This window comes from Levilactobacillus parabrevis (assembly GCF_044051715.1).
GTDB classification, from domain to species: domain Bacteria; phylum Bacillota; class Bacilli; order Lactobacillales; family Lactobacillaceae; genus Levilactobacillus; species Levilactobacillus parabrevis.
The window spans coordinates 911292-932266 of record NZ_CP168688.1 but is presented as its reverse complement, the minus strand read 5'-3'; the positions used below and the strand labels follow the sequence as shown (position 1 = coordinate 932266).

At 48.6% G+C, this 20975-nt stretch carries 20 protein-coding genes; 5 read left to right on the top strand and 15 right to left on the bottom strand.

Annotated elements, in window-relative coordinates:
* Nucleotides 1-607: 607 nt before the first annotated feature.
* A complete protein-coding gene (locus tag ACEPSU_RS04425; protein WP_395322950.1) occupies nt 608-1051 on the bottom strand; it encodes a MerR family transcriptional regulator in 444 nt (147 codons plus the stop codon).
* A 218-nt stretch (nt 1052-1269) separates the two neighbouring features.
* Between ACEPSU_RS04425 and ACEPSU_RS04420 the strand changes: the two genes are divergently transcribed.
* Both ACEPSU_RS04420 and ACEPSU_RS04415 read left to right on the top strand, forming a co-directional pair.
* Nucleotides 1270-2760, top strand: coding sequence for an MDR family MFS transporter (locus tag ACEPSU_RS04420; protein ID WP_020089854.1), 1491 nt, complete (start codon nt 1270-1272; stop codon nt 2758-2760).
* On the top strand, nt 2757-3482 hold the full coding sequence (locus tag ACEPSU_RS04415) for a DUF4811 domain-containing protein (RefSeq protein ID WP_395322949.1): 726 nt from the start codon (nt 2757-2759) through the stop codon (nt 3480-3482). The genes ACEPSU_RS04420 and ACEPSU_RS04415 overlap by 4 nt, the downstream gene beginning before the upstream one ends.
* A 146-nt stretch (nt 3483-3628) precedes the next feature.
* Here ACEPSU_RS04415 and ACEPSU_RS04410 read toward each other — a convergent pair whose 3' ends face one another.
* The gene (locus ACEPSU_RS04410) at nt 3629-3865 is read right to left on the bottom strand and encodes a MerR family transcriptional regulator (RefSeq protein ID WP_033388892.1); all 237 of its coding nucleotides are present in this window, start codon (nt 3863-3865) and stop codon (nt 3629-3631) included.
* 394 nt (nt 3866-4259) lie between these two features.
* On the opposite strand from ACEPSU_RS04410, the gene ACEPSU_RS04405 reads away from it, so the two are divergent.
* Both ACEPSU_RS04405 and ACEPSU_RS04400 read left to right on the top strand, forming a co-directional pair.
* A complete protein-coding gene (locus tag ACEPSU_RS04405; RefSeq protein WP_260339528.1) occupies nt 4260-4964 on the top strand; it encodes an AzlC family ABC transporter permease in 705 nt (234 codons plus the stop codon).
* Nucleotides 4955-5290 carry an AzlD domain-containing protein gene (locus tag ACEPSU_RS04400; RefSeq protein WP_395322948.1) on the top strand — a complete coding sequence of 112 codons (336 nt, stop codon included), beginning with the start codon at nt 4955-4957 and terminating at the stop codon, nt 5288-5290. Before ACEPSU_RS04405 ends, ACEPSU_RS04400 begins: the two co-directional genes overlap by 10 nt.
* Before the next feature lie 82 nt (nt 5291-5372).
* Here the strand turns inward: ACEPSU_RS04400 and ACEPSU_RS04395 are convergent, their stop codons facing one another.
* The 6 genes from ACEPSU_RS04395 to ACEPSU_RS04370 form a co-directional block, all read right to left on the bottom strand.
* Complete coding sequence (locus tag ACEPSU_RS04395) at nt 5373-6644, bottom strand: uracil-xanthine permease family protein (RefSeq protein ID WP_395322947.1); 1272 nt, start codon at nt 6642-6644, stop codon at nt 5373-5375.
* Between the two features lie 221 nt (nt 6645-6865).
* Entirely contained in the window at nt 6866-7276 is a 411-nt protein-coding gene (locus ACEPSU_RS04390; RefSeq protein ID WP_020089860.1) for a hypothetical protein, read from the bottom strand.
* Between the two features lie 528 nt (nt 7277-7804).
* Nucleotides 7805-8392: a GNAT family N-acetyltransferase gene (locus ACEPSU_RS04385; RefSeq protein ID WP_020089598.1), complete on the bottom strand. Its 588-nt coding sequence runs from the start codon at nt 8390-8392 to the stop codon at nt 7805-7807.
* A gap of 274 nt (nt 8393-8666) precedes the next feature.
* Nucleotides 8667-9443, bottom strand: a complete 777-nt coding sequence (locus tag ACEPSU_RS04380) for a DUF1003 domain-containing protein (RefSeq protein ID WP_020089599.1) — start codon at nt 9441-9443, stop codon at nt 8667-8669.
* Nucleotides 9433-10332, bottom strand: a complete 900-nt coding sequence (locus ACEPSU_RS04375; protein WP_395322946.1) for an RluA family pseudouridine synthase — start codon at nt 10330-10332, stop codon at nt 9433-9435. Before ACEPSU_RS04375 ends, ACEPSU_RS04380 begins: the two co-directional genes overlap by 11 nt.
* A 15-nt stretch (nt 10333-10347) precedes the next feature.
* Nucleotides 10348-10665 (bottom strand): hypothetical protein, encoded by a 318-nt coding sequence (locus ACEPSU_RS04370; RefSeq protein WP_020089601.1) that lies wholly within the window; start codon nt 10663-10665, stop codon nt 10348-10350.
* A 211-nt stretch (nt 10666-10876) separates the two neighbouring features.
* On the opposite strand from ACEPSU_RS04370, the gene ACEPSU_RS04365 reads away from it, so the two are divergent.
* Nucleotides 10877-11071, top strand: a complete 195-nt coding sequence (locus ACEPSU_RS04365; protein WP_260339852.1) for a hypothetical protein — start codon at nt 10877-10879, stop codon at nt 11069-11071.
* A gap of 84 nt (nt 11072-11155) precedes the next feature.
* On the opposite strand, the gene ACEPSU_RS04360 is transcribed toward ACEPSU_RS04365, so the two are convergent.
* The 7 genes from ACEPSU_RS04360 to ACEPSU_RS04330 all read right to left on the bottom strand — a co-directional run bounded on the left by ACEPSU_RS04360 (nt 11156) and on the right by ACEPSU_RS04330 (nt 20835).
* On the bottom strand, nt 11156-12565 hold the full coding sequence (locus ACEPSU_RS04360) for a sugar porter family MFS transporter (protein ID WP_395322944.1): 1410 nt from the start codon (nt 12563-12565) through the stop codon (nt 11156-11158).
* A 411-nt stretch (nt 12566-12976) separates the two neighbouring features.
* Nucleotides 12977-13540: a sugar O-acetyltransferase gene (locus tag ACEPSU_RS04355; RefSeq protein WP_020089604.1), complete on the bottom strand. Its 564-nt coding sequence runs from the start codon at nt 13538-13540 to the stop codon at nt 12977-12979.
* A 302-nt stretch (nt 13541-13842) separates the two neighbouring features.
* Entirely contained in the window at nt 13843-15267 is a 1425-nt protein-coding gene (gene araA, locus ACEPSU_RS04350; protein ID WP_395322943.1) for an L-arabinose isomerase, read from the bottom strand.
* A gap of 57 nt (nt 15268-15324) precedes the next feature.
* A complete protein-coding gene (locus ACEPSU_RS04345; protein WP_395322942.1) occupies nt 15325-16053 on the bottom strand; it encodes an L-ribulose-5-phosphate 4-epimerase in 729 nt (242 codons plus the stop codon).
* Between the two features lie 17 nt (nt 16054-16070).
* The gene (locus ACEPSU_RS04340; protein ID WP_395322941.1) at nt 16071-17672 is read right to left on the bottom strand and encodes a xylulokinase; all 1602 of its coding nucleotides are present in this window, start codon (nt 17670-17672) and stop codon (nt 16071-16073) included.
* Nucleotides 17673-17708: 36 nt separating this feature from the next.
* The gene (locus tag ACEPSU_RS04335) at nt 17709-19112 is read right to left on the bottom strand and encodes a sugar porter family MFS transporter (RefSeq protein WP_395322940.1); all 1404 of its coding nucleotides are present in this window, start codon (nt 19110-19112) and stop codon (nt 17709-17711) included.
* Nucleotides 19113-19749: 637 nt separating this feature from the next.
* Entirely contained in the window at nt 19750-20835 is a 1086-nt protein-coding gene (locus ACEPSU_RS04330; RefSeq protein WP_020089609.1) for a GntR family transcriptional regulator, read from the bottom strand.
* Nucleotides 20836-20975: the final 140 nt, after the last annotated feature.

Here is a 20975-nt window from a genome sequence, read left to right as displayed (position 1 = left end):
CGCTGCTTATTGCATGCCATTACAGACTTGGCAACACGGTCAGTGTCAGCCGGAGGGCGGTCAACTATCGGCTCAGCCGGTGGAATTCTCTTAGTGGTGATTTTGACCGCTTAGAGAATTGGTGTCCTTGAGACGCGATTCATAGCGGCTTGAGGACAAGTTGGAAGACCGCTCCTTGGCTTCCGACGTCCGCCACCAGCGTTCCGGCCGATAGTTGACCGACCGGGAGGCGACGTTAACCGCCACGTCCAAGACAAAAATGGCAACAAAAAAAGCGGCTGGTCAAGAACTTTCTAAACTTGACCGACCGCCAACGGAAGCCGTTCCGGGCGAGCGAAAAATCAAAAGCAGTTTCAATTTTCCAAAAAACACGTCGTTTAGGTTTCACGATTGCTTACGTCAACTTAAGTTAACGTAGTCCATGCGCGAGATGAACGCGCTATTACTCATGGTTATTAGCCTGGTTTCACAACACGTCAACAACATGATTGACCACCAATCCAGCCAGAAGATCGATTGGTATCGAAAGTTTTTTCTGCCCGGGACCTGAAGAATCTCCCGTGTCTTCAGGTTACCATTGTTACAGGCGATTAACAATGAAATCGCCCTATTTAACTGCTGGAATCAGCTTAAAGTGCCACTGACCCGCAACACGCTCCGCAATCAACTCCTGAGTTGGGTCCGGATCGAACTGGCCGAGGTTGATCTGAATGTCCCCGTCGTCGGCCATATTGACATGTGAAAACCGCCCATCCACGAAGGATCTGAGTGCATCAAACAAGTCCTTACGGCGCTTTGCTTGCTCGACCGCAGCCACCAATGTGAGTCCCTGATCCAGAAGCGTCTTGATCTGTTGCACCTGTATCAACGTCTTATAGCTAAATTTACGGTTCTTGCCATCCCCAACCTCCTGGCTGTGAATATAGCCCTTGCGCTCCCAGTAACGGAGTTGGCTCTGCGAGACACCAGTTGCTTCGGCCACATCCCCGATTCCCAGTACGATATGGGCCATCGGAAATTTTTTAATTAAATTTGTTTCGTCTTCATTCATTAGAAGGTCACCCACTTCCACCAAAATTTCAATTTTTAAAAATGCCCGTCTAAACGTAATGAAAGCGGTCATCAATTTTGTTAGGTAATTTAAAAAGCTTGTTCACTTTTCTCTAACTAGTATATATATTCTAAAAAGGTTGTCAAGCTAGTTGACAAAATAGTTCATTCTGCGTATAGTGATTTCAGAATTAATTTTAGGGAAAAGAGGGAATTATTTTGGGAAATGCAGCATCGCTTGATACAAACGGCAAGCCCTACAACCGGAACCTCCTGGTTGTTCTCCTATTAATTGGGACGTTTTGTACCGTTTTAAACCAAACCATTTTAAGTACGGCCTTTCCAACCTTAATGAAGGCCTTTGATGTCTCAACGTCAACCGTACAATGGTTGACCACGGGATTTCTGTTAGTCAACGGGATCATGATTCCCATCAGTGCTTGGCTGCTGAACACCATCAGCTCCAAGGTTTTGTACATTAGTGCCATGACAACTTTCTTAGTCGGAACCATCACTTGTTGGGCCGCCGTTAGCTTCCCAATGCTATTGGCCGGCCGGCTGATTCAAGCCGTTGGTGTGGGAGTCTCCATGCCATTACTGCAGACCATGATGCTGACGATCTTCCCCGCTAACAAACGGGGAACCGCCATGGGTCTTGCTGGGATCGTCATTGGTCTGGCACCAGCCATTGGCCCGACCCTTTCTGGGTGGGTCATTGACAACTGGACCTGGCGAGACCTCTTCGGGATGATCATTCCAATCGTTGCCGTCGTGATCTTAGCCAGCTTCTGGCTCATGCGTAGCGTGCTGGAAACGCACAAGGAACCCTTAGATGTGCTATCCGCAATCCTGTCTACCATTGGATTCGGGAGCATGCTGTATGGTTTCTCCTCCGTTGGTGACGACGGTTGGGGTAGCGTCAAAGTTCTCTCGACCTTGATTATCGGGTTCATCTTCGTTGGTCTGTTCATCTGGCGTCAACTCGTCATGGACGATCCATTCTTGAACTTCCGCGTTTACAAGTCTAAGCAATTTACAATCGCAGCCATCTTAAGTTCCGTGGTCAACATGGCCATGGTCGGTGTGGAAATGGTCATTCCCCTCTACCTTCAAATGGTTAAAGGGATGTCCGCCTTTCATTCAGGGCTGACGCTGTTAGCCGGCGCCCTTATGATGGGGATTATGAGTCCTATCACCGGGCGGGCATTTGACCGCTTTGGGGCTAAGCGTTTAGCCACGATGGGGATGTTCCTCCTGACGGTCGGGACCTTGCCATTCGTCTGGATCACCAAGGATACCTCAACGCTGTACATCGTGATCCTCTATGCCATCCGGATGTTCGGGATCGCCATGGTTATGATGCCAGCAACCACTGCCGGAATGAACGCTTTACCAATGAACATGCTGTCTCACGGGACTGCCGTCAACAACACCCAACGGCAAGTCGCCAGCTCTGTCGGAACGGCTATCATGGTCAGTGTCTTGACCAACGTTACCAAGAACAGTATGCCTGCTAAGCACGTCTTGACGACGGACCCTCTGAGCTACGCCTCACGTGCCATTAATGCCACTTTGAACGGTTACCATGCCGCCTTCTGGATTGCCATTGGATTCAGTGTCATTGCCCTGTTTGTGGCCTTCCAATTGAAGGGTTCCCATTCCGTTCACATGGCGGATGAAGATTCTATTAAAGGAGGTGCCGCAAAGTGATTGTTATTACATTAGTTCTCTGTGCGGTTCTCGCTTTCGTCTTTTACGTTTACATGTCTAAGCGGACCCTCGCAAATACGTTGACTGTTCTCGCCATCGTCGGGATGCTAACTAGTATCTTCTTCATGGTCAAGAACGATCATGATCACTACGGCCTGCACAACGTCACTACGACGTCGACCCAAAAGATTTACTCGGCTTCACCTTCTAAGCAGCTTCCGATGATGATCTATCAATCTATCGGGACTGCGAACAAGCACCAGGTCTACGTTTACAAGACCAGCGCTAATGCCAAGAAGACCAGCCACACCAAGGCTAAAGTCACAACTAAGAATGTGGTTAAACGGACGACGGGAGCCAACCGCATCGTCACCAAGAAGGTTTACCGCGAGTACAAGAGTGATCCGTACAGCTTCTGGTTCGGTCTCTCCGGTAACGGTCACAAGTACGTGAAGGAAACCAACACCATTTACGTCAACAAAAACTGGACGGTTCTGAGTGCAACTCAAGCTAAAAAGTTACAAAAATTAACCAGTTCAAAAGCCTTTCAGGCCAAGCAAAAGACGGCGGCTACGGCCTACGTCAAACAACAGGTCATGGCAGCGATGACGAAGAACCCATCGTTGTCAGCAGCAGAACAGAAGAAAGTTACCAAGCAAGCTGCGGCCGCTTACCAAGCCCAAGCCATGCAACAGCTGATCAAGCAAGTTAAAGCTGAATAACCGGTAACGTCCAAGGACGGTCATCCCCCATTGTGGGCATGACCGTCTTTTTTCGTCTCGTGGAGATTGATGACTGTGCGCAAAAAAAATAACGCCTGCGGCTAACCCGCACGGCGTTATCTGGTACTACATTTACACTTTCGTTACTAAACTTGCATGAGTCGAGATTGACCCTTCCGGCATCGTGGTAACAATCCGGATAAGTCATCTAAAGACGTCCCGTTATCCTGAAAACACTGAATCATATCAATCCAGTAGAGATCCGAATCATCGAATTCCGTGGCGGAATGATCTGCTCCCAGCAAACCATGCTTAACGTATTCATCGATTCGACTAGCATCAACGTTAGCCGCCTTTGCCAGTTCAGTTAAGTTCATCTTCATCATCTTTACCCCGCTTTCTTCGTTTATCAATGAGAGTATCATACAACCGCTATCAGCAAAAAGCAACCCTTTTACGCGAAGTATTTTTCACAGAAATTTTACATTTTTGTTGCAGAATGGGCTAGGCCAAACCAGTAGTCTATAAACCGCGGCCCACCAATCTTCCATCCAAATTGATTGGGATGAATTTGAGTTAATTTTTAGGGCCTAACAACTTTTGGAGCATCCCTTTTTTCACTGCTTTAGTGTCACCACATCTATCTCGTCAATTCTCCCTATCTATCTTATCGCCAACAATTGAACTAAATAGTTCAAATTGCCAGTTTACCTTCACCAACGATAGCGATACACTGGTACTTAACTTGATTAATTTTCAATGAGAGGAAGTCTGTCTATGGGTCCTTCACTAACCTTCAGGACCGGCGTCCGCGATGTGTTACCGACTGTTTTTGGCTACATTGGCGTTGGATTAGCATTTGGTATCGTCGCGCACACTAGTCACCTAAGTCTACTGGTCGTGGCCGGTATGTCCTTTATCGTTTACGCCGGCTCCGCGCAATTCATCATCACCAGCATGCTCCTGCTGCATGATCCTCTGTCCGCCATCTTTATCTCGACCTTTCTGGTCAACTCACGGATGATCCTGATGAGTACCAGTCTGGCTCAGTATTTCCGACACGAGTCTCTGTTCAAGAATCTCCTGATTGGCACCCTCGTGACCGATGAGACGTTTGCGCTGGCAATGAACAAGCAGAACAAGACTAGCGGCAAGCTGAGCTTTGCTTGGCAATCTGCGGCTAACTTAGTGGCCTACCTCGTCTGGGGCGTGGCAACTATTGTTGGTGCCCTGCTGGGGGGCATGATTGCCGACCCGACCCGCTTTGGTTTCGACTTCGCTCTGACGGCCATGTTTATCGGGCTGGTCTACCTCCAACTCATTAGTGACCGGCGTTTGGGCTTGTCCTTACAACTCATGGTCATGATCTTTGTTGCCATTATCTATTACTTCATGATTGGCCTGATGAGCCAGAACTTTGCCCTGCTGGTCGCTACGGTGGCTGGCTGTCTCTTTGGAATGGAGATGAAGAAATGTCGATAAGTGCAACTGAACTGTGGGTAATTCTCGGCTGTGGAGCGATTACCGTGGCTTCACGGGTTCTCCCCTTCGCCTTCGTGAAGCAGGTCAGCATGCCGGCATGGCTGATTGACTTTCTGACGTTCGTACCCATTACGATTATGACGGCGCTGTGTTGTCAAAGCCTATTCGTCGCTAATCCCGGTCACCTCGCCACCCTCAACGTGGCTAACTGTCTAGCCGCCATCCCCGCCACGATTGCGGGCGTATTAACCAAAAGCTTGCTAATGGTGGTTGTGGTGGGAATTATGGCCATGGCCGTGCTACGCTACTTTTCAATCGGTGGCTAGTTCACCACAAACTCACTCAGAAACGATAAAGCATCGCTGACGCAAAGGTTGTCAGCGATGCTTTATTTTATCTCAAATTTTTTTAGACATCCTTTGGCAGAACCAGGTTCAGCGTGATGCCCAATACCGCCGCCACGGCCAACCCAGAAAATTCGTACTGGCCCAGCTTCAGGTAGGCATTTCCAATCCCGATAACCAGGATCGATGAAGCAATCATCAGGTTACGCCGCTTGTTAAAATCAACGTGCTTTTCAATTAGGATTCGCATCCCGCTGGAGGCAATCACCCCGAATAACAGGAAGCTGATTCCCCCAATAACCGGATTGGGAATACTTTCAATCAGTGCACTCAACTTGCCGACAAAACTGAAGATGACCGCGAACGCGGCTGCTCCAATCAGGACGTAGACACTGTGGACCCGCGTGATTGCCAGCACACCGACGTTTTCACCGTAAGAGGTCACGGGCGGTCCCCCAACCAGACTGGCCACGATCGACGCCAGGCCATCCCCAGCCAACGTGTGATGGAGACCCGGGTCCTCGAAGAAGTTACGATGTGTCAGTTCATTTAGCACCGTGATGTGGCCGATGTGTTCAGTCATCGTCACGAAGGCAATGGGCGCGAGGCTCAGCACGGCACCCCAATAGAAGTGTAGCGGATAGCTCACACCCGGAAATTCAAACTTGGGGAGCTGGAACCAGGCCGCTTCCAGCACCGGCTTAAAGTCGACCAATCCGGCAACCGCACCCACCATGTAGCCAAACACGATCCCCAGTAGGATGGGAATCAGCGCGAGGAACCCCTTTAAATAAAGATTGAAAGCCACCGTCAGGAGCAGGGTGATCATTGCCACCAGAAAGAATTGCCAGTGATAGTTGCCGCTGCTGTCAACGGTCGCCTTCTGTGCAGCACTGCCAGCTAACGACAACCCAATGACCATGATCATCGGCCCAACCACGATGGGTGGCAGGACCTTATTGATCCAGTCGGACCCGGCCAAGGCGACAATGATTGCCACAATCAGATAGACCAGTCCCACAGCCATCGTCCCCTGTGCGATTCCCGGATAGCCGGTCGTCTTCATCAGGGCCACCATGGGAACGATGAATGAGAAACTCGACCCCATATACGCTGGAATCTTTCCACGCGTAATCAGAATGTACATCAGGGTGCCCACCCCAGAACTAAAGAGGGCAATCCCCGGGTTCAACCCAACCAAGATTGGGACTAAGACGGTGGACCCAAACATGGAAAATAAATGCTGAAGCGATAACCCAAACCACTGTCCCAGACTCGGTCGTTCCCAAATATCAATCAACGCATCCGGATTACGATAACGCGATGGTTCGTTCATGCCACATGACCTCCAGTTCAAAATTGGTTTAAAAAAAGGCGTGCCCGTCCCGTAAGGAAGCGTGCTCGCCCAGTTTACCCAGCTATCGCCGGAAGTCGAACCCTTCACCGCCTCACGGGACGATGTTAAAGGAACTAAATTTTTACCAGTATACGGTCCGTGACAGACCCTTGTCAAGAACAATCGTAACCAGGGGGTCAGGGACTAAACAATCAAATTATTTAGTCGTTAACCATCCGCCAGTCACCCTGATCAGCTTTGGAAATGTCGTTTAAAAATTTCAAAACACGCTTAGCCCGGTTGGGTTGTTGGTCATTTAGCAGGTTTAAGCCGGCGCCAGTCACCATTGGTTGGCTCAAGCGGAAGTCCCCGTCAGCCGTTTCCCCGGTCGCAAACGCCATCACGGTCTCACCGGATTCAATCTGCGTGGTTAGGAAAAACATCGTAAAGTCATCGTCTTCCTGCATGTAAGCTGGCATCGCCCAGATGTCGGGCGCAATCTCCTGCATTTCACCAGTTTCGGTGCCATCAAGGAACTTAAACTCCTTGTGGTTGGCCTGCGTGACGGGTTCCTTGAGAACCAGCATCATTTGGGCAAATTCAGCATCACCCATTTGAATATTGTCTTTCATGTGATTATTCCTCCTAATTTTTCGTTTATTTTTAGCAAATTAGATGTCCTTGTCCCAGACGTGATATTTTGTGGCATAGATTTAAGACTGGCTCTCATACCAACCCAAATTTAGCCAAAATACAGACGCTCAGCTCACCGTCAAAGAAGAAAACAAACCATCGTTTTGTCAAAACTAGCCAAGCCGGAGGAGGCCAGGGATGTAGCCAGCCGTGACGACGGTGTTAGACCGGGTGATTGCCTTTTCCCGGTCTTACAGCGTGGGACGCGTTTGGAAACTCGCACGAATTTTGCGAGGTTTCAAACCGAGCCGGAAGCCCGCTCTTCGGCTGCAGGCGGTCCCCACAGCGGCGGAATCCCTGGCAGCCGCAGGCGACAGTTTTAACCATATACGTACTGAGCGGATACTGCTTACCAGCAATCAGTATTATACCAATATTTGTGGCCAAATAAAATTTCATTTACGCCGGCAATATTTCTTAAAAGAGAGGCCAGGACAATTATCCCGGCCTCTCACGTCAATATCTAGTTAGTTCGCAACCCGGGCACGCTGCCCAATCTCTAATTGCATGTGATAATAGTGATGGTCCCCAATCATCTGCTTACCGGAAACCTCATACCCCATCCGCTTATACAAGCGCATAGCGGCCGGGTTCTCCAGGTCCACATTCAGACCGATCACGGCTTGATTGTCCCGGCGCGCGTAGTGTGGCAGCGCCCGTAATAACTGGTGACCGATTCCCTTCCCTTGATGGTCGGGCGATACGGCCAGTGAATCCAGATACCACTCACCCTTGGCCGTTTCCGACTGGGTCTCAAATGGGACATCAAACGCAGCACTCTTGGCAGTGATTTGCGTAAAGACATCGTCTACAGCTTCTTCTCGTTCTCCGGGGTAGCCAAAGGCCATCCCCACGACTTGGCCATCGGCCTCGGCCACTACTGTGGTTGCCGGTCCAGACAAGTATGTCCGGGTCCGGTACGCCGCCGTAATGGCCTTCAATAAGTCGGGTTCGGGAACGTCTTCCAAATCTGTCAGTTCCATCTCATCGTAGATCAAGTTCATCAACGGCGCTATCTGAGGAGCGTCCGCCGGTTGAGCCTCGCGAATTATCACAAAAAATCCTCCATTTCTAGTTCTTTCACTAGCCTAACGGAGGATGCTGCGTTTGTCAAAGGATTTGCCAAACTGAGCGGAAAGCTTTCCGCCCACTTATGTAACTGTCATGACGCTTAGATGGTCGCGGAACTTCAGCCGTAGCGGCAGCGAAGCCACCGACATCAAGCCTAATTCGCCGTGTAATTAGTTCTCGCTAACTAACGGCCGAACACTACTGGCCCTGCGATCTGCGGCCCGTTTACCAAATATCAGCCCAACGGCAAATAAAGCGCTAGCTGTTATCCATGTTCTCATGGGGAGACTCCCTTCGTTTTGCCGAATCTGAACTTCCGGCGTCGTGCGCCCGTAATTCGGCTAGTTCTTGGCGAATTTCGCCTAAAATTTCAAGTTGAAAACGTGCGATCTCCATCGTGTGGGGGACCTGATTCTGTGCGAGGTGATCGACCTTGGCGTGGAGCAGACGTAACTCGTGCTCCGACTTCAGGTTAACGTGGTAGTCGTTTTCGGCCATCATGCGATCACGATCGGCGGAACGGTTCTGACTCATCATAATGATGGGTGCCTGAATCGCCGCCACGCAACTTAATACTAAATTTAACAGAATGAAGGGGTAGTTGTCAAAGTTGACCCCAAATAAATGTAAGCCATTGACGATCATCCACCCGATCAACACGAACATGAAAACAAAGATAAAGCCCCAGGAACCGCCAAAGCGGGCCACATCATCGGACACCTTCTGCCCAAATGTCAGACTCTCCGACAAGCTATCATTCACGTCAATAATATCGTAGTCATCGCTCTGCAAGGCCTTAGTCAGCTTCTGATTGATCTTCTTGGTCTGCTTCATATCGGCATTGATCAGGGCATCTACGTGCTCCAGACGGTACTTTAACAGGTGATGGCCACAGATATAGTCAGTGGGCTTACTCTGCGGATAATCCCGCTTAATTCGATTTCTCAGGCCGGCGTCTAATTCGGCCAGCTGTAGACTGCCTTCCAAGGCCACAGGTTCACCGTCGACTAAACAGTGAAGTTGTTCAGTTGCCATTTCTGTCACTCCTTAGTTGCTTGACGAGCTGCTGCCAATCGGCCGGCACCTCGCTCATAAACGATCGGTTTTCTTGGGTAAAGGGATCGGTAAAACTCAGGGTATGCGCATGCAAGGCCTGCCGCGCCATCCCACCCATTTCAGGGCCGTCGTAGAGATGATCACCGATCAAGGGATGATCCAAATAGGCAAAGTGGGCCCGAATTTGATGCGTCCGTCCCGTATGTAGCTTAACTTCCACGAGGGTTGCCTGGTCAAAACGTTCTTTGACCCAGTACTCGGTCTGTGCTGGCTTACCGGCGGGAGAGACCATCTGGTTATAGCCGGTCGGGTCACTCGCCAGCGGTTCATCAATCATGCCGTGGTCCTGTGACAGCCGACCACTGACAATGGCCAGGTAACGCTTATCCACCTGATGTTGGGCCTGCAACTGACTTGCTAGGCTATTGGCCAAACGGTGTCGGGCAACCCAGACCACCCCACTGGTGAACCGGTCCAGCCGCGTTAAGATATGGGGCACCCGGTTTTCCGCCTGCGTTTGTGCCCAGTGACCCTTGATGCGATTAACCAGGGTATCCGTTCGGTTGGCGGGGCCAGGTACCACGTTAAGTCCGGCTGGCTTGTCGATCACCAGCCAGTCTCGATTTTCAAATAAAACGGTAATTGGGACCGTGCTCGTCGCTACATCGGGATCATCCGCTTCGGCGGGTAGCGTAACCGCCACCACATCCCCCACCTTCAAGGTTACTGCGGGAGTGACGACCGTGTCATTGACCCGAATCGTCCCGTTTTCTTTCAAGTCACTAAAAACCCGGTGACTGACGCCCTGCTGGTTCAAGAACCGCTTGAGACTCGTCACCGGTGCTGTTACCTGCCACGTTAATTCCATGCCATAAGTTCCCTTCTATTCAATCGCAAGGTCGACCATCCAATCGAGATCGTCATTGCGATTGTTCAGCCATTCCGGGTGAGCCGCTAAGTCTTCATTGATTTGCGCGATCCTCCCGGCAAACGGGAAGTGCAGCGTTAATTCTTCATTAACCCCACTAACAATGAGAAATGGTGTCCCCAAGTGGACCCGGCCCTGTTCGACCTGCCACGTGATCTTCTGAACGGGCCCTAAAAGTTCCCGCCCGTCATCGGCGAATCCAATGCGGATAATCCCCTGCTCCAACGGCGTTAGCCACAGAGCACTGGCACTTACTTCTGGCTTATCGATCATTCTCGTCACCCCTTATGTGCTGTTAGTTCTACTTACAAATTGACACCACTTGATTACTTGCGATGATCCTACCGCAGTAGGCGTGGGTAAAATTCTTCTAATCACGATATATTTTAACATAGGCGTAGAATCCACGGGAATTATTTCACCCTTTTCTGGCATAAGTCTAGCCGAGCCGTTATAATGAAACCAGTTGAAGGGGGAGAATATCATGATGATGTCGCACAATATCTTAACGGGGGCACTAATTCTATTAGCGGGCATTGCGCTGTTGGTCCTAATCATCTTTAAGTTATTTCCACAAACAAACCACAAGGCTGATGCTGACACCAAAACCTTACTGATCATTTTTACGATCGTTGGCATTGGGTTGTTAGGCATGGGTAGCTGGGTCTGCTTCATTTAATCTCAGTAAATAGTAATTAAAAAGTCACAAGGACTTGCGAGCAAAATCCGCAGGTCCTTGTGACTTTTTTGCTTAATAGTTAACTTATTCCGTGTAATCCTCAGAGGTCGCCAAAGTTTCGGTTTCTTTGGCACGCGTCCCCTGTTGTTCGATTTCTTCCAGCGTCCGTCCCTTAGTTTCTGGCACGCAGAACCGGACGAAGGCAACACCCAGAAGACAGATTACCCCAAAGATGGCAAAGACCGCCTCCTGAGACATTGCCGCCGTCATGACTGGGAATAACAGTCCCACTGCGAACGACCCAATCCAGTTAAAGGACGAGGCCAAACCGGAAGCCCGACCACGCACTGCCAACGGGAAGACTTCACCGATAAGGACCCAAGTCAATGGAGCCCACGTGAAGGAGTAAAACGCCACGTAGATGGACAGGAACACCACAATTAACATGGGGTTACTGTTGAGGTGAGTCACGTTCAGAAAGGCTGGCAGTAAGAAGGATAGACCCATCACTGCGCCACCTAAGATCAACAGTGCGCGCCGATTAAATTTATCGGCGATCCACAGAAAGACTAACGACCCGGTAACCAAAATGATCCCTTGAATAATTGGCCACATCAGCGCGTTGCTAGCGGCACTCCCGGTAGCTTGTTGCACGATCAATGGAATGTAGTAGAAGATGGCATTGGCACCCTGGAACTGTTGAAAGGCAGCGACACCAACCCCAGCAATGACTAAGTACCGGTACTTTCCGGAGAACAACGTTGCCCAAGAAGTGTTCTTGGCCGCAACGCTTTCCGTCTTGGCCGTGCTTTGAATCGTCTCAATTTCGTTGTCAATTTCATCGGCTGGGCGAATGTAGCTCAAGACCGTCCGCGCGGCGTCTAATTGGCCGTTCTTAATCAAGAAACGTGGTGATTCTGGTAACCGGAGAACCCCAGCAAAGAGAATAATTGCGGGAATTGCGGCGGAGCCCAGCATCAGCCGCCAAGCAAAAGCTTCTGGCAGCCCTTTCAAAAGAAAGTCAACAACGTAGGAGATCAACATCCCTGATACGATCATGGTCTGGTTGATTCCAGTCAGTCGGCCTCGTAGCCGAGCTGGAGACATTTCGGACATGTATGCTGGCACCAGAGCTGAAGCAGCCCCCACAGCCAAGCCGAGGAAGATCCGAACCCCAATCAGGTAGTACTCACCCAAGTTAGGAACCATGGCGGACATCAGTGACCCCAGCGCAAAGATCAGGGCTGAGAGCAGAATCATCTTCCGCCGACCAAGTTTGTCTGACAGCTGACCAGACAGCGCGCCACCAAAGATCGCCCCAAACATGACAGCCGAGGTAATCCAGCCAATTAACGTTGCGTTTGATAGACTCCAGTCCGTCTCGAGGAAGGGTAACGCCCCCGTCATAACCCCGATATCATAACCGAATAAGATGCCCCCAAAGGAGCCGAAAAAGTAGATGTAACCGCTTGAAATTTTCTTGTTGCCTTTCACTTTAAAAATACCTCCCAATGTCTCTGCGTGTTCTCTCTGTGCCAAATCGGGCTAAAGGTATATTGGTCCGATAAATCATAGTTATCGTTTCAACGTCAGGAAAACCAGTGTTTACCAGAAGCTAGGTAAAACGTTTTCACAAACGCAATACAAATATTTTAAAACAGTTATACGGATAAATCAATAGTATTTTCTCTTATGCGGATGATTTTTCAAAGCGCTTTCTTTAACAAATCCCGGTATGAAAGCAACCGCTTGCTTAAAAACTTTTTTCGAAAATTGATTTTTTCCACAAAAAAAGTGACTCATCGGAAACCCCCACCCATAAGGATGGAAGCGCTCTGATGAGTCACTTAATACCGGATTAGCGTTCAAAGGTATCTTTCACCCCATGAACCTGGTATAGTCGGTCTAATCCAAGTGCTTGACGACCCGGGCTGGATTGCCTGCAACGACCACGTTGTCCCCAAAGGACTTCGTGACCACGCTACCAGCACCGACGATGACGTTATTCCCTAACGTCACGCCAGGACAGATGATGGCACCACCACCGACCCAGACATCGTCTCCCATTGTCACTGGCTTACCAATGCCCATGGCACCATTACGCCGCAACTTAGGATCTGCCGGATGGTTTACGGAATAGATCTGCACCTTGGGTCCTAACAGGCAGTGCTTACCGATTCGAATGGGGGCAACATCAAGCATTACACAATCATAGTTGGCAAAGAAATCCTCATCCACGTAGATGTTATAACCGTAATCACACTTGAAACTCGCATGAACACTAACGTCCTTACCCGTGGAACCGAAGAGCTTCTTAATCAGTTTCTGGCTCTGTTCGGGATCACTTTCACCCAGGGCGTTGATTGCCTCGACCTGTTTACGAGCAGCACCCCGTTCTGCGACCAATTCGTCATTATACACGTCGAACAACTCGCCGGTGATCATTTTCTCTTTTTCTGATTTTCCCATATCCTCTTCCTCCTTGCACGTCCTGTTGAAACCACGACCCGATCTGATAATGCATAATAGCTAACAACACAGCTGAAACCAGCCGCCACAGCCCCGCAACGAATCAATCGTCCCTCTCAGTGCGCAATCAACGCCTCAAGACGTTGCTGAGAACGACGACTCACCATCTAGAGCCTGCCTGACCACATTTTCACTGTCTCACTTACCCATCTCACATCACAATCGTCGGCCGCTTGACTGGTTAAATAAAAATGGCCGGAGCTGCTCTCGGCAACCCCAACCATTTTTTCAGCCATTAATGACTATTTGATGAATGCCTTGTTCATGTTAACCATAGTAGCAAAGTCTTCCATTTGTTCTTCAGTCAGAGCGAATGAGAGCATGGTGTGGTGACCACCACCGGCTTGCATCCAAGCTAAGGCACCCTTTTCAAGGCCAACCTTTGGTGTCCAGAGTTGCTTAGCAACTGGCAACTTAGGAGTCTCAGCTTCTGGCTTGTGGGCAGCTACGGCGTAACTGATCATCTTGAAGCCGTCACGGAAGTCAGAGACAGTAACGTCAATGGCGTCACCTTCTGAACCAGTGAAGACAAGACGTGCAGGGTCAGCCTTACCACCAATGTCCAATGGGTGAACTTCAACACGAGGCTTGTCGGAAGCGATAGTTGGGTCAACTTCCAGCATGTGAGAGCCAAGAATAGCCTTGTGACCTTCACGTAAGTCAAGCGTGTAGTCTTCCATAAAGGCCGTCTTCTTACCGTGGGACATGATCTTCATGACACGGCCAAGAGCAGCGGTCTTCCAGTCACCTTCGGCACCGAATCCATAACCGTCACGAATTAACAATTGTGCGGCTAAACCAGGTAATTGTTCCATACCCCAGAGGTCTTCGAAGTTCGTGGTGAAGGCAGTGTAGCCACCCTTTTCCAAGAAGCTCTTGATTCCAAGGTATTGCTTCAATTGAACACGTACTGAGTGCTTGTACTTGTCAGCATCGTTGTCGCCTTGAACCATGGTGTACTTGCTTTCCAAGTCAGCGTATTCCTTGTCGATGTCAGCATCCTTAACCTTGTTGATTTCTTCAACTAAGTCACCGATACCGTAGTAGTCAACAGTCCAGCCCATTTGGATTTGTGCTTGTACTTTGTCACCTTCAGTAACGGCAACGTTACGCATGGTGTCTCCGAAACGAGCAACCTTAACCTTGAAGCTTTCGTTGTAAGCTACAGCAACATCTTCCCAAGAAGCAATCTTGTCTTGGACTTCATCGTCACCCCAGTAGCCGTAAACGATCTTGTTGTGTTTTTGTAAACGAGCATTGATGTAAGCATATTCACGGTCACCATGCGCACTTTGGTTCAAGTTCATGTAATCAAAGTCAATGTCAGCGTATGGAATCTTGTTTAAGTATTGCGTAGCCAAGTGAAGTAATGGCTTTTGCAACAATTCAGTCCCACGGATCCAGTTCTTGGCTGGAGAGAACGTGTGCATCCAGGTAATAACCCCGGCAACTTTATCGTTGTAGTTAACTTCCTTCATGAAGTTAGTGATGCTTTCGGCAGTCGTCATAACATCCTTGAAGACAACCTTGTAAGGTAATTTGCCGCTTGCGTTTAACTTGTCGGCAATGTCTTGGGCATCCTTGGCAACAGACTTCAATTGTTCTTCACCATAGAGATGTTGACTACCGGTAACAAACCAAAATTCATAATCAGGAACTGATAACATAATTTAAGCACTCCTTCTATATAATTGATTGTTATTCATGAAGCAATTGATACCAGATTATTCACGCGCCGCATGACTCTGCGACTTGGCATTGTTTTGCCCATAATAAGCGTTCTTACCGTGCTTACGGTAATAGTGCTTATCCAACAGATATTGTGGCAATTCCAGGTTCTTATGGGTTAATTGCATGGAGTGATAATCTTCTTCAGCAACCACTTCCAAAACTTTGGCGTTGTACACGGCCTTGGCTGGAGTAGGACCCCAAGCGAACGGACCATGTTGACTAACCAGAGCGGCTGGAATAGCTTCGTAATCCAAACCACGTTCCTTGAAGGTCTTGACAATGGTTTTACCCGTATTGCCTTCATAATCTTCTTCGATTTCTTCCTTGGTCAATGCATCGGCCGCTGGAACATCACCGTAGAACGTGTCGGCGTGTGTCGTGTTCATTGCTGGAACGTCTAAGTTGGCGCCAGCAAAGGATACGGCCCATGGAGAGTGCGTGTGCACAATCCCACCAATGTTTGGAAATGCGTTGTAAAGTACCGTATGCGTTGGTGTGTCGCTGGATGGGTTCATATCCCCTTCAACAACTTCACCTTGCAAGTTTACGACGACCAAGTCGCTAGGCTTTAACTTGTCGTAGTCAACCCCAGAAGGCTTGATGACGAACAGACCCTTTTCCCGGTCGATCCCGGAAACGTTACCCCAAGTGAAGGTAACCAGGCCAAGTTTTGGCAATTGCATGTTGGCTTCGTAAACCTCTTGCTTTAATTCCTCTAACATTCAATTAACTTCCTCTCTTAGTCGCTAATTGCATCGCCAGCGGCAGCTTCCACCGGCAAGCCACCTTGATACTTTTCGATGAACTTCTGGTATCCAGCAACCCCATCAGGTTCTGGACTCAAAGTCATGGATTCTGGGTTCGTGAACACTTCTTTATCCAAGAAGTCTTCCAATGATTCATCGGTATCGCGCTTAGCATATACAGCTAAGACCGCCATCCCCCATGGACCACCTTCGCCGGCAGTACTCATAACAGTGATTGGCACGTTCAACGCATTGGCCAATACTTGTTGACCAATAACAGGTGTCCGGAACAAACCACCTTGGGCAATCATAACATCGGTATGAACGTGTTCTTGATTGATCAAGATGTCCATCCCAATCTTCAATGGTGCAAAGGCAGCGTACAACTGAGTTTGCATGAAGTTTGGTAAGCTAAACTTGCTGTTTGGTGTCCGGACGAATAATGGACGACCAGCCTTGATCTTGGTGATGTTTTCACCTGATTGATAGCTGTAGTTGACCAATCCACCAGCATCTGGGTCTGCCTTAGCTGCTTCTAAGAAGAGCGTTTCGTACAGACGGTCTGGCTTCAATTCAACACCCAAACGGGCAGCAAATTCGTTGAAGACACTAGCCCAAGCATTAATATCTGAAGAACAGTTGTTAATGTGGACCATGGCAACTGGTGAGCCATCTGGGGTCATCACGATATCAATATCGCGGTAAACCTTAGTCAATGGCTTGTCCAAGACGTTCATGGAGAAGGATGAAGTCCCAACGGAGATATTCCCAGTCCGCTTCCGCACACTGTTCGTACCAACCATCCCGGTACCAGCATCCCCTTCAGGTGGTGCCATCACACTACCGGCTTCCAGGTTGCCATTAGCATCCAGGAGACTAGCCCCTTCAGCGGTCAAGTGACCGGCAACCTTACCAGCTGGTAAGATATCAGGCAAGATGTCTTCGATGTCCCAAGGGTATTGCTTAACGTTGTCGAGGTTGCTGAACTTGTCCAGCATCTTCTTGTCGTAAGAACCCGTCTTGTCATCGATTGGGAAGACACCAGAAGCATCCCCAACACCTAAGACCTTTTCGCCAGATAATTTCCAAGTTACGTAGCCGGCTAAACTGGTAATGAAGTTCACGTTGCGAACGTGGTCTTCACCATTCAGGATAGCTTGGTACAGATGAGCAATACTCCAACGTTGTGGAATGTTGAAATCGAACAACTTGGTCAATTCATCAGCGGATTGTTCCGTGATGTTGTTCCGCCAAGTCCGGAATGGTACCAACAATTTGCCACTCTTATCGAAGGCCAAGTAACCATGCATCATGGCACTAACCCCAACGGCACTGATCTTAGTCAAAGCACTGTGGTACTTGCTTTGTACATCGGCTGCCATTTGCGTGTAGCTTTGTTGAATCCCAGTCCAAACTTCGTCGATAGGATATGTCCAGACACCGTCTTCAAAGCGGTTTTCCCAAACATAACTGCCTGAGGCGATAGTATTGAAGTCATCAGTGACCAATACCGCTTTAATCCGGGTTGAACCTAACTCAATCCCTAAGGAAACCTCACCGGCCTCGATAGCGCGAGTCGTTTCAACTAAGTTCATTTAACTTACCTCCCAATAATTTTAAATCGAGAATTACTAGTCGTTGTTTGCAGCTTCTTTGTTCTTACCATGGTTAGTCCCACGAGCTTCGATTTCTTCAAGTGAGTGACCACGAGTTTCTGGAACACAGAAACGAATGAACAGAACACCGAATACACAGATGATACCGAAGATAGCGAACACAGCTTCTTGTGACATTGCAGCAGTCAAGATAGGGAAGATCAAACCAACAGCCCATGAACCGATCCAGTTAAATGATGAAGCTAAACCAGATGCACGGCCCCGAACAGCTAATGGGAAGATTTCACCAACGAGGACCCAGGTAAGTGGTGCCCAAGTGAATGAGTAGAATGCAACGTAGATTGACAGGAAGACAACGATCATCATTGGACTTGCATTAGGAACTAACTTGTTGATGATAGCTGGTAACAGGAATGACAGAGCCATAACCGTACCACCCATAGTCAACAACGTCCGACGATTGAACTTTTCAGCGATCACGATGTAGAGTAATGAACCAAGAACTAACAGAACACCTTGAATGATTGGCCACATCAGAGCAGAACTTGCGGCGTTACCAGTAGCCTTTTCAACGATCAATGGAATGTAGTAGAAGATCGCGTTGGCACCTTGGAATTGTTGGAAAGTCGCAACCCCAACACCGGCAATAACTAAGTAACGATACTTGCTGTTGAATAAAGTAGCCCATGAAGTCTTTTGTAAGTTACTCTTTTCAGTTTCAGCAGTCTTTTGAATGGATTCAACTTCTGGGTCAATTTCTTCTGGCTTACGTACGTATGAAAGAACAGTACGTGCTTCGTCGAGTTTACCAGTCTTGATTAAGAAACGTGGTGATTCTGGTAATTTCAGAACCCCGAAGAAGAGGATGAAGGCTGGCACTGAAGCCAAGCCTAACATTAAACGCCATGATAAGTTACCAGGCATGTCTTTTAAGAGAAAGTCGACAACGTAGGAAATTAACATCCCAGAAACAATCATGGTCTGGTTCATCCCAGAAAGGTTACCACGCAAACGCGCTGGTGCCATTTCTGACATGTAGGCTGGGACCAAGGCTGAGGCAGCACCAACGGCTAACCCCAAGAAGATCCGCATCCCGATTAAGTAGTAAGTCCCACCGTTAGGAGCAAACCCACAAAGGATTGATCCAACAGCGAAGATTAAGGATGACAACAAGATCATCCGCCGACGACCTAACTTATCGGCAAGTTGACCAGCAATTGCGGCACCGAAGATGGCACCGAACATAACTGATGAAGTAACCCAACCGATTAATGAAGCGTTAGTCAATGCCCAGTCGGTCTTCAAGAATGGTAAGGCACCGGTCATAACACCGATATCGTAACCGAACAGAATTCCACCGAACGATCCAAAGAAGAATATGAATTTACTTGAAACTTTCTTTTCCGCTTTCGCTTCCAAATTTCGTTCCTCCTAAGTTTAAAGGGGTCAAAGATAAAAACTAAATAATGGCTTTTCCCGCTTAACTATTGATAGAAATGAAGCAGTTCCACCTGGTGTTAATCACCCTTCTGGACTGGCCGGCCAGCCCTAAAATTCCGGTTAACTTTGTGAAGCGTTTTCATTTCTGAACAAACTTAGTGTATTATATTTATACGCATAAATCAACACCTATTTTTTATATGCGGATTAATATCTCGTGAAAACCCTTGCTATAACACGGGTTTGCGTCGTTTTATTTTTTTGAAAGCGTTTCCGAATACCGCTAAGTTAAGCCTTTTACTTCAACCGAACCCTTTCAATCAATTCGCGGTACAGGCCAGTTTATTGGGAAATGTTTTTTTAATCGGACAAGTTCCGTCTCCACATTTCCGATCCATTCAGTTGGTTGGTTAGTTATCGGGCGATTGCCACAATCCCCACAATTGGGTGCCCACTCCCCCTCAGTTGGTCGATTAACCCCACGTGCAAGTTCATTGATTGACAGCGGCACAACCAAAAAGGCTCACGGAAGTTTTCCGTAAGCCTTCAAAGTTATCTGTTTTGAGTTGTCATAGCGCCAATCACCGAGGTTGGTCCAAAATTCATCCTAACCTATCTAGTCCACGTGCTTCGGTGCCGCCGTGGATTGTCGAACAATTAAGTCGGGTTCATAGGTGATCGATTGCACCGGCTGCTTATTCAACAACTGGAGCATCATCCGCCCAGCATCTTCCCCCATGACATCCTTCACGTGATTGAGCGTGGTCAGACCGGGACTCATATACTGCGACATCTGATAGTTATCGAAGCCCACGATTGAAATGTCCTGTGGTACCCGCAGTCCCCGCGATTTAACGTAGGACATGACCGGGATAGCCAGTTGATCATTGTAACAGGCAATCGCAGTTGGTCGATCAGTACTATCTATATAAGAGGCCACCCGGCTAGTGATCCGTTCAAAGTCATCGCCGGACTGGTACATAATCAGATTGCTCTTATAGGAAATATCCGGATGCTCTTGGTAGGCCTGAACGAACCCATTCATCCGGTTAACCCCCTGGATATCATCAACTTGAAAGATGCCCAGAATGCTCTCGTGACCCATGCCTAACAAGTATTCCACGAGCTTCTTCTCAGTCTTAGCGTCCGCCGTATTGACGTACGGAAAGTCCAGCTGTGGATAAGCCGCGTTAATGAAGAGCACGGGAATCTGGTCATCCTTAATTTCCTGGTATAAATCCATATTGGGATTGGGCAAGGCACTCTGGGTCGGTTCGATGATTAGCCCGGCAACCTTGCTATTAAGCATGTTGATCAAGTGTTTACGCTCACGGTCATGGTTATTCCGCGTATTTCCCAGCAACATTGAATAGCCACTATCGGAAATAACCTCATCTAGTCCGTAAATGATCCGTGGGAAGATGTAGTCGGCAATATGGGTGGTGATGACCCCGATCATCTTACTATCGTTCTCAGTCGTCCAGTCCTTGTGCCAGTCCTGAACGAACATGCCGCCACCTTGAATCCGGTAGATGAAATGTTCGGTCTCTAAATCCCCCACGGCACGACGAATCGTGTACCGAGAAACCTTAAACTGTTCCATCAGTTCTGTTTCAGTTGGTAATTTTTCATCGATCGGATACTTCCCGGAAAGAATTGCTTCCTTCAGAGAGTCCTTGACTCTTTGGTATTTGTTTTCCATAGTTACTCTCCCATAGTTCGTATCCATGCCGGACGGTAGTGGCTCATGGTAACGTTTTTTACATTTTGCGCAAACACCACCAGCCGCCATGCAACGGCCCCAAATTTGTTCGCAATTTGTTTGATTAACACTAGCATAGC

What these genes read in the sequence shown, in the direction of transcription:
- ACEPSU_RS04370 (WP_020089601.1), bottom strand. Translation starts at nt 10,665, where the DNA reads ATGATCGATAAGCCAGAAGTAAGTGCCAGTGCTCTGTGGCTAACGCCG.
- ACEPSU_RS04380 (WP_020089599.1), bottom strand. Translation starts at nt 9,443, where the DNA reads ATGGCAACTGAACAACTTCACTGTTTAGTCGACGGTGAACCTGTGGCC.
- ACEPSU_RS04390 (WP_020089860.1), bottom strand. Translation starts at nt 7,276, where the DNA reads ATGAAAGACAATATTCAAATGGGTGATGCTGAATTTGCCCAAATGATG.
- ACEPSU_RS04395 (WP_395322947.1), bottom strand. Translation starts at nt 6,644, where the DNA reads ATGAACGAACCATCGCGTTATCGTAATCCGGATGCGTTGATTGATATT.
- ACEPSU_RS04365 (WP_260339852.1), top strand. Translation starts at nt 10,877, where the DNA reads ATGATGATGTCGCACAATATCTTAACGGGGGCACTAATTCTATTAGCG.
- ACEPSU_RS04400 (WP_395322948.1), top strand. Translation starts at nt 4,955, where the DNA reads ATGTCGATAAGTGCAACTGAACTGTGGGTAATTCTCGGCTGTGGAGCG.
- ACEPSU_RS04345 (WP_395322942.1), bottom strand. Translation starts at nt 16,053, where the DNA reads ATGTTAGAGGAATTAAAGCAAGAGGTTTACGAAGCCAACATGCAATTG.
- ACEPSU_RS04375 (WP_395322946.1), bottom strand. Translation starts at nt 10,332, where the DNA reads ATGGAATTAACGTGGCAGGTAACAGCACCGGTGACGAGTCTCAAGCGG.
- ACEPSU_RS04410 (WP_033388892.1), bottom strand. Translation starts at nt 3,865, where the DNA reads ATGAAGATGAACTTAACTGAACTGGCAAAGGCGGCTAACGTTGATGCT.
- ACEPSU_RS04330 (WP_020089609.1), bottom strand. Translation starts at nt 20,835, where the DNA reads ATGGAAAACAAATACCAAAGAGTCAAGGACTCTCTGAAGGAAGCAATT.
- araA (WP_395322943.1), bottom strand. Translation starts at nt 15,267, where the DNA reads ATGTTATCAGTTCCTGATTATGAATTTTGGTTTGTTACCGGTAGTCAA.
- ACEPSU_RS04340 (WP_395322941.1), bottom strand. Translation starts at nt 17,672, where the DNA reads ATGAACTTAGTTGAAACGACTCGCGCTATCGAGGCCGGTGAGGTTTCC.
- ACEPSU_RS04405 (WP_260339528.1), top strand. Translation starts at nt 4,260, where the DNA reads ATGGGTCCTTCACTAACCTTCAGGACCGGCGTCCGCGATGTGTTACCG.
- ACEPSU_RS04355 (WP_020089604.1), bottom strand. Translation starts at nt 13,540, where the DNA reads ATGGGAAAATCAGAAAAAGAGAAAATGATCACCGGCGAGTTGTTCGAC.
- ACEPSU_RS04425 (WP_395322950.1), bottom strand. Translation starts at nt 1,051, where the DNA reads ATGAATGAAGACGAAACAAATTTAATTAAAAAATTTCCGATGGCCCAT.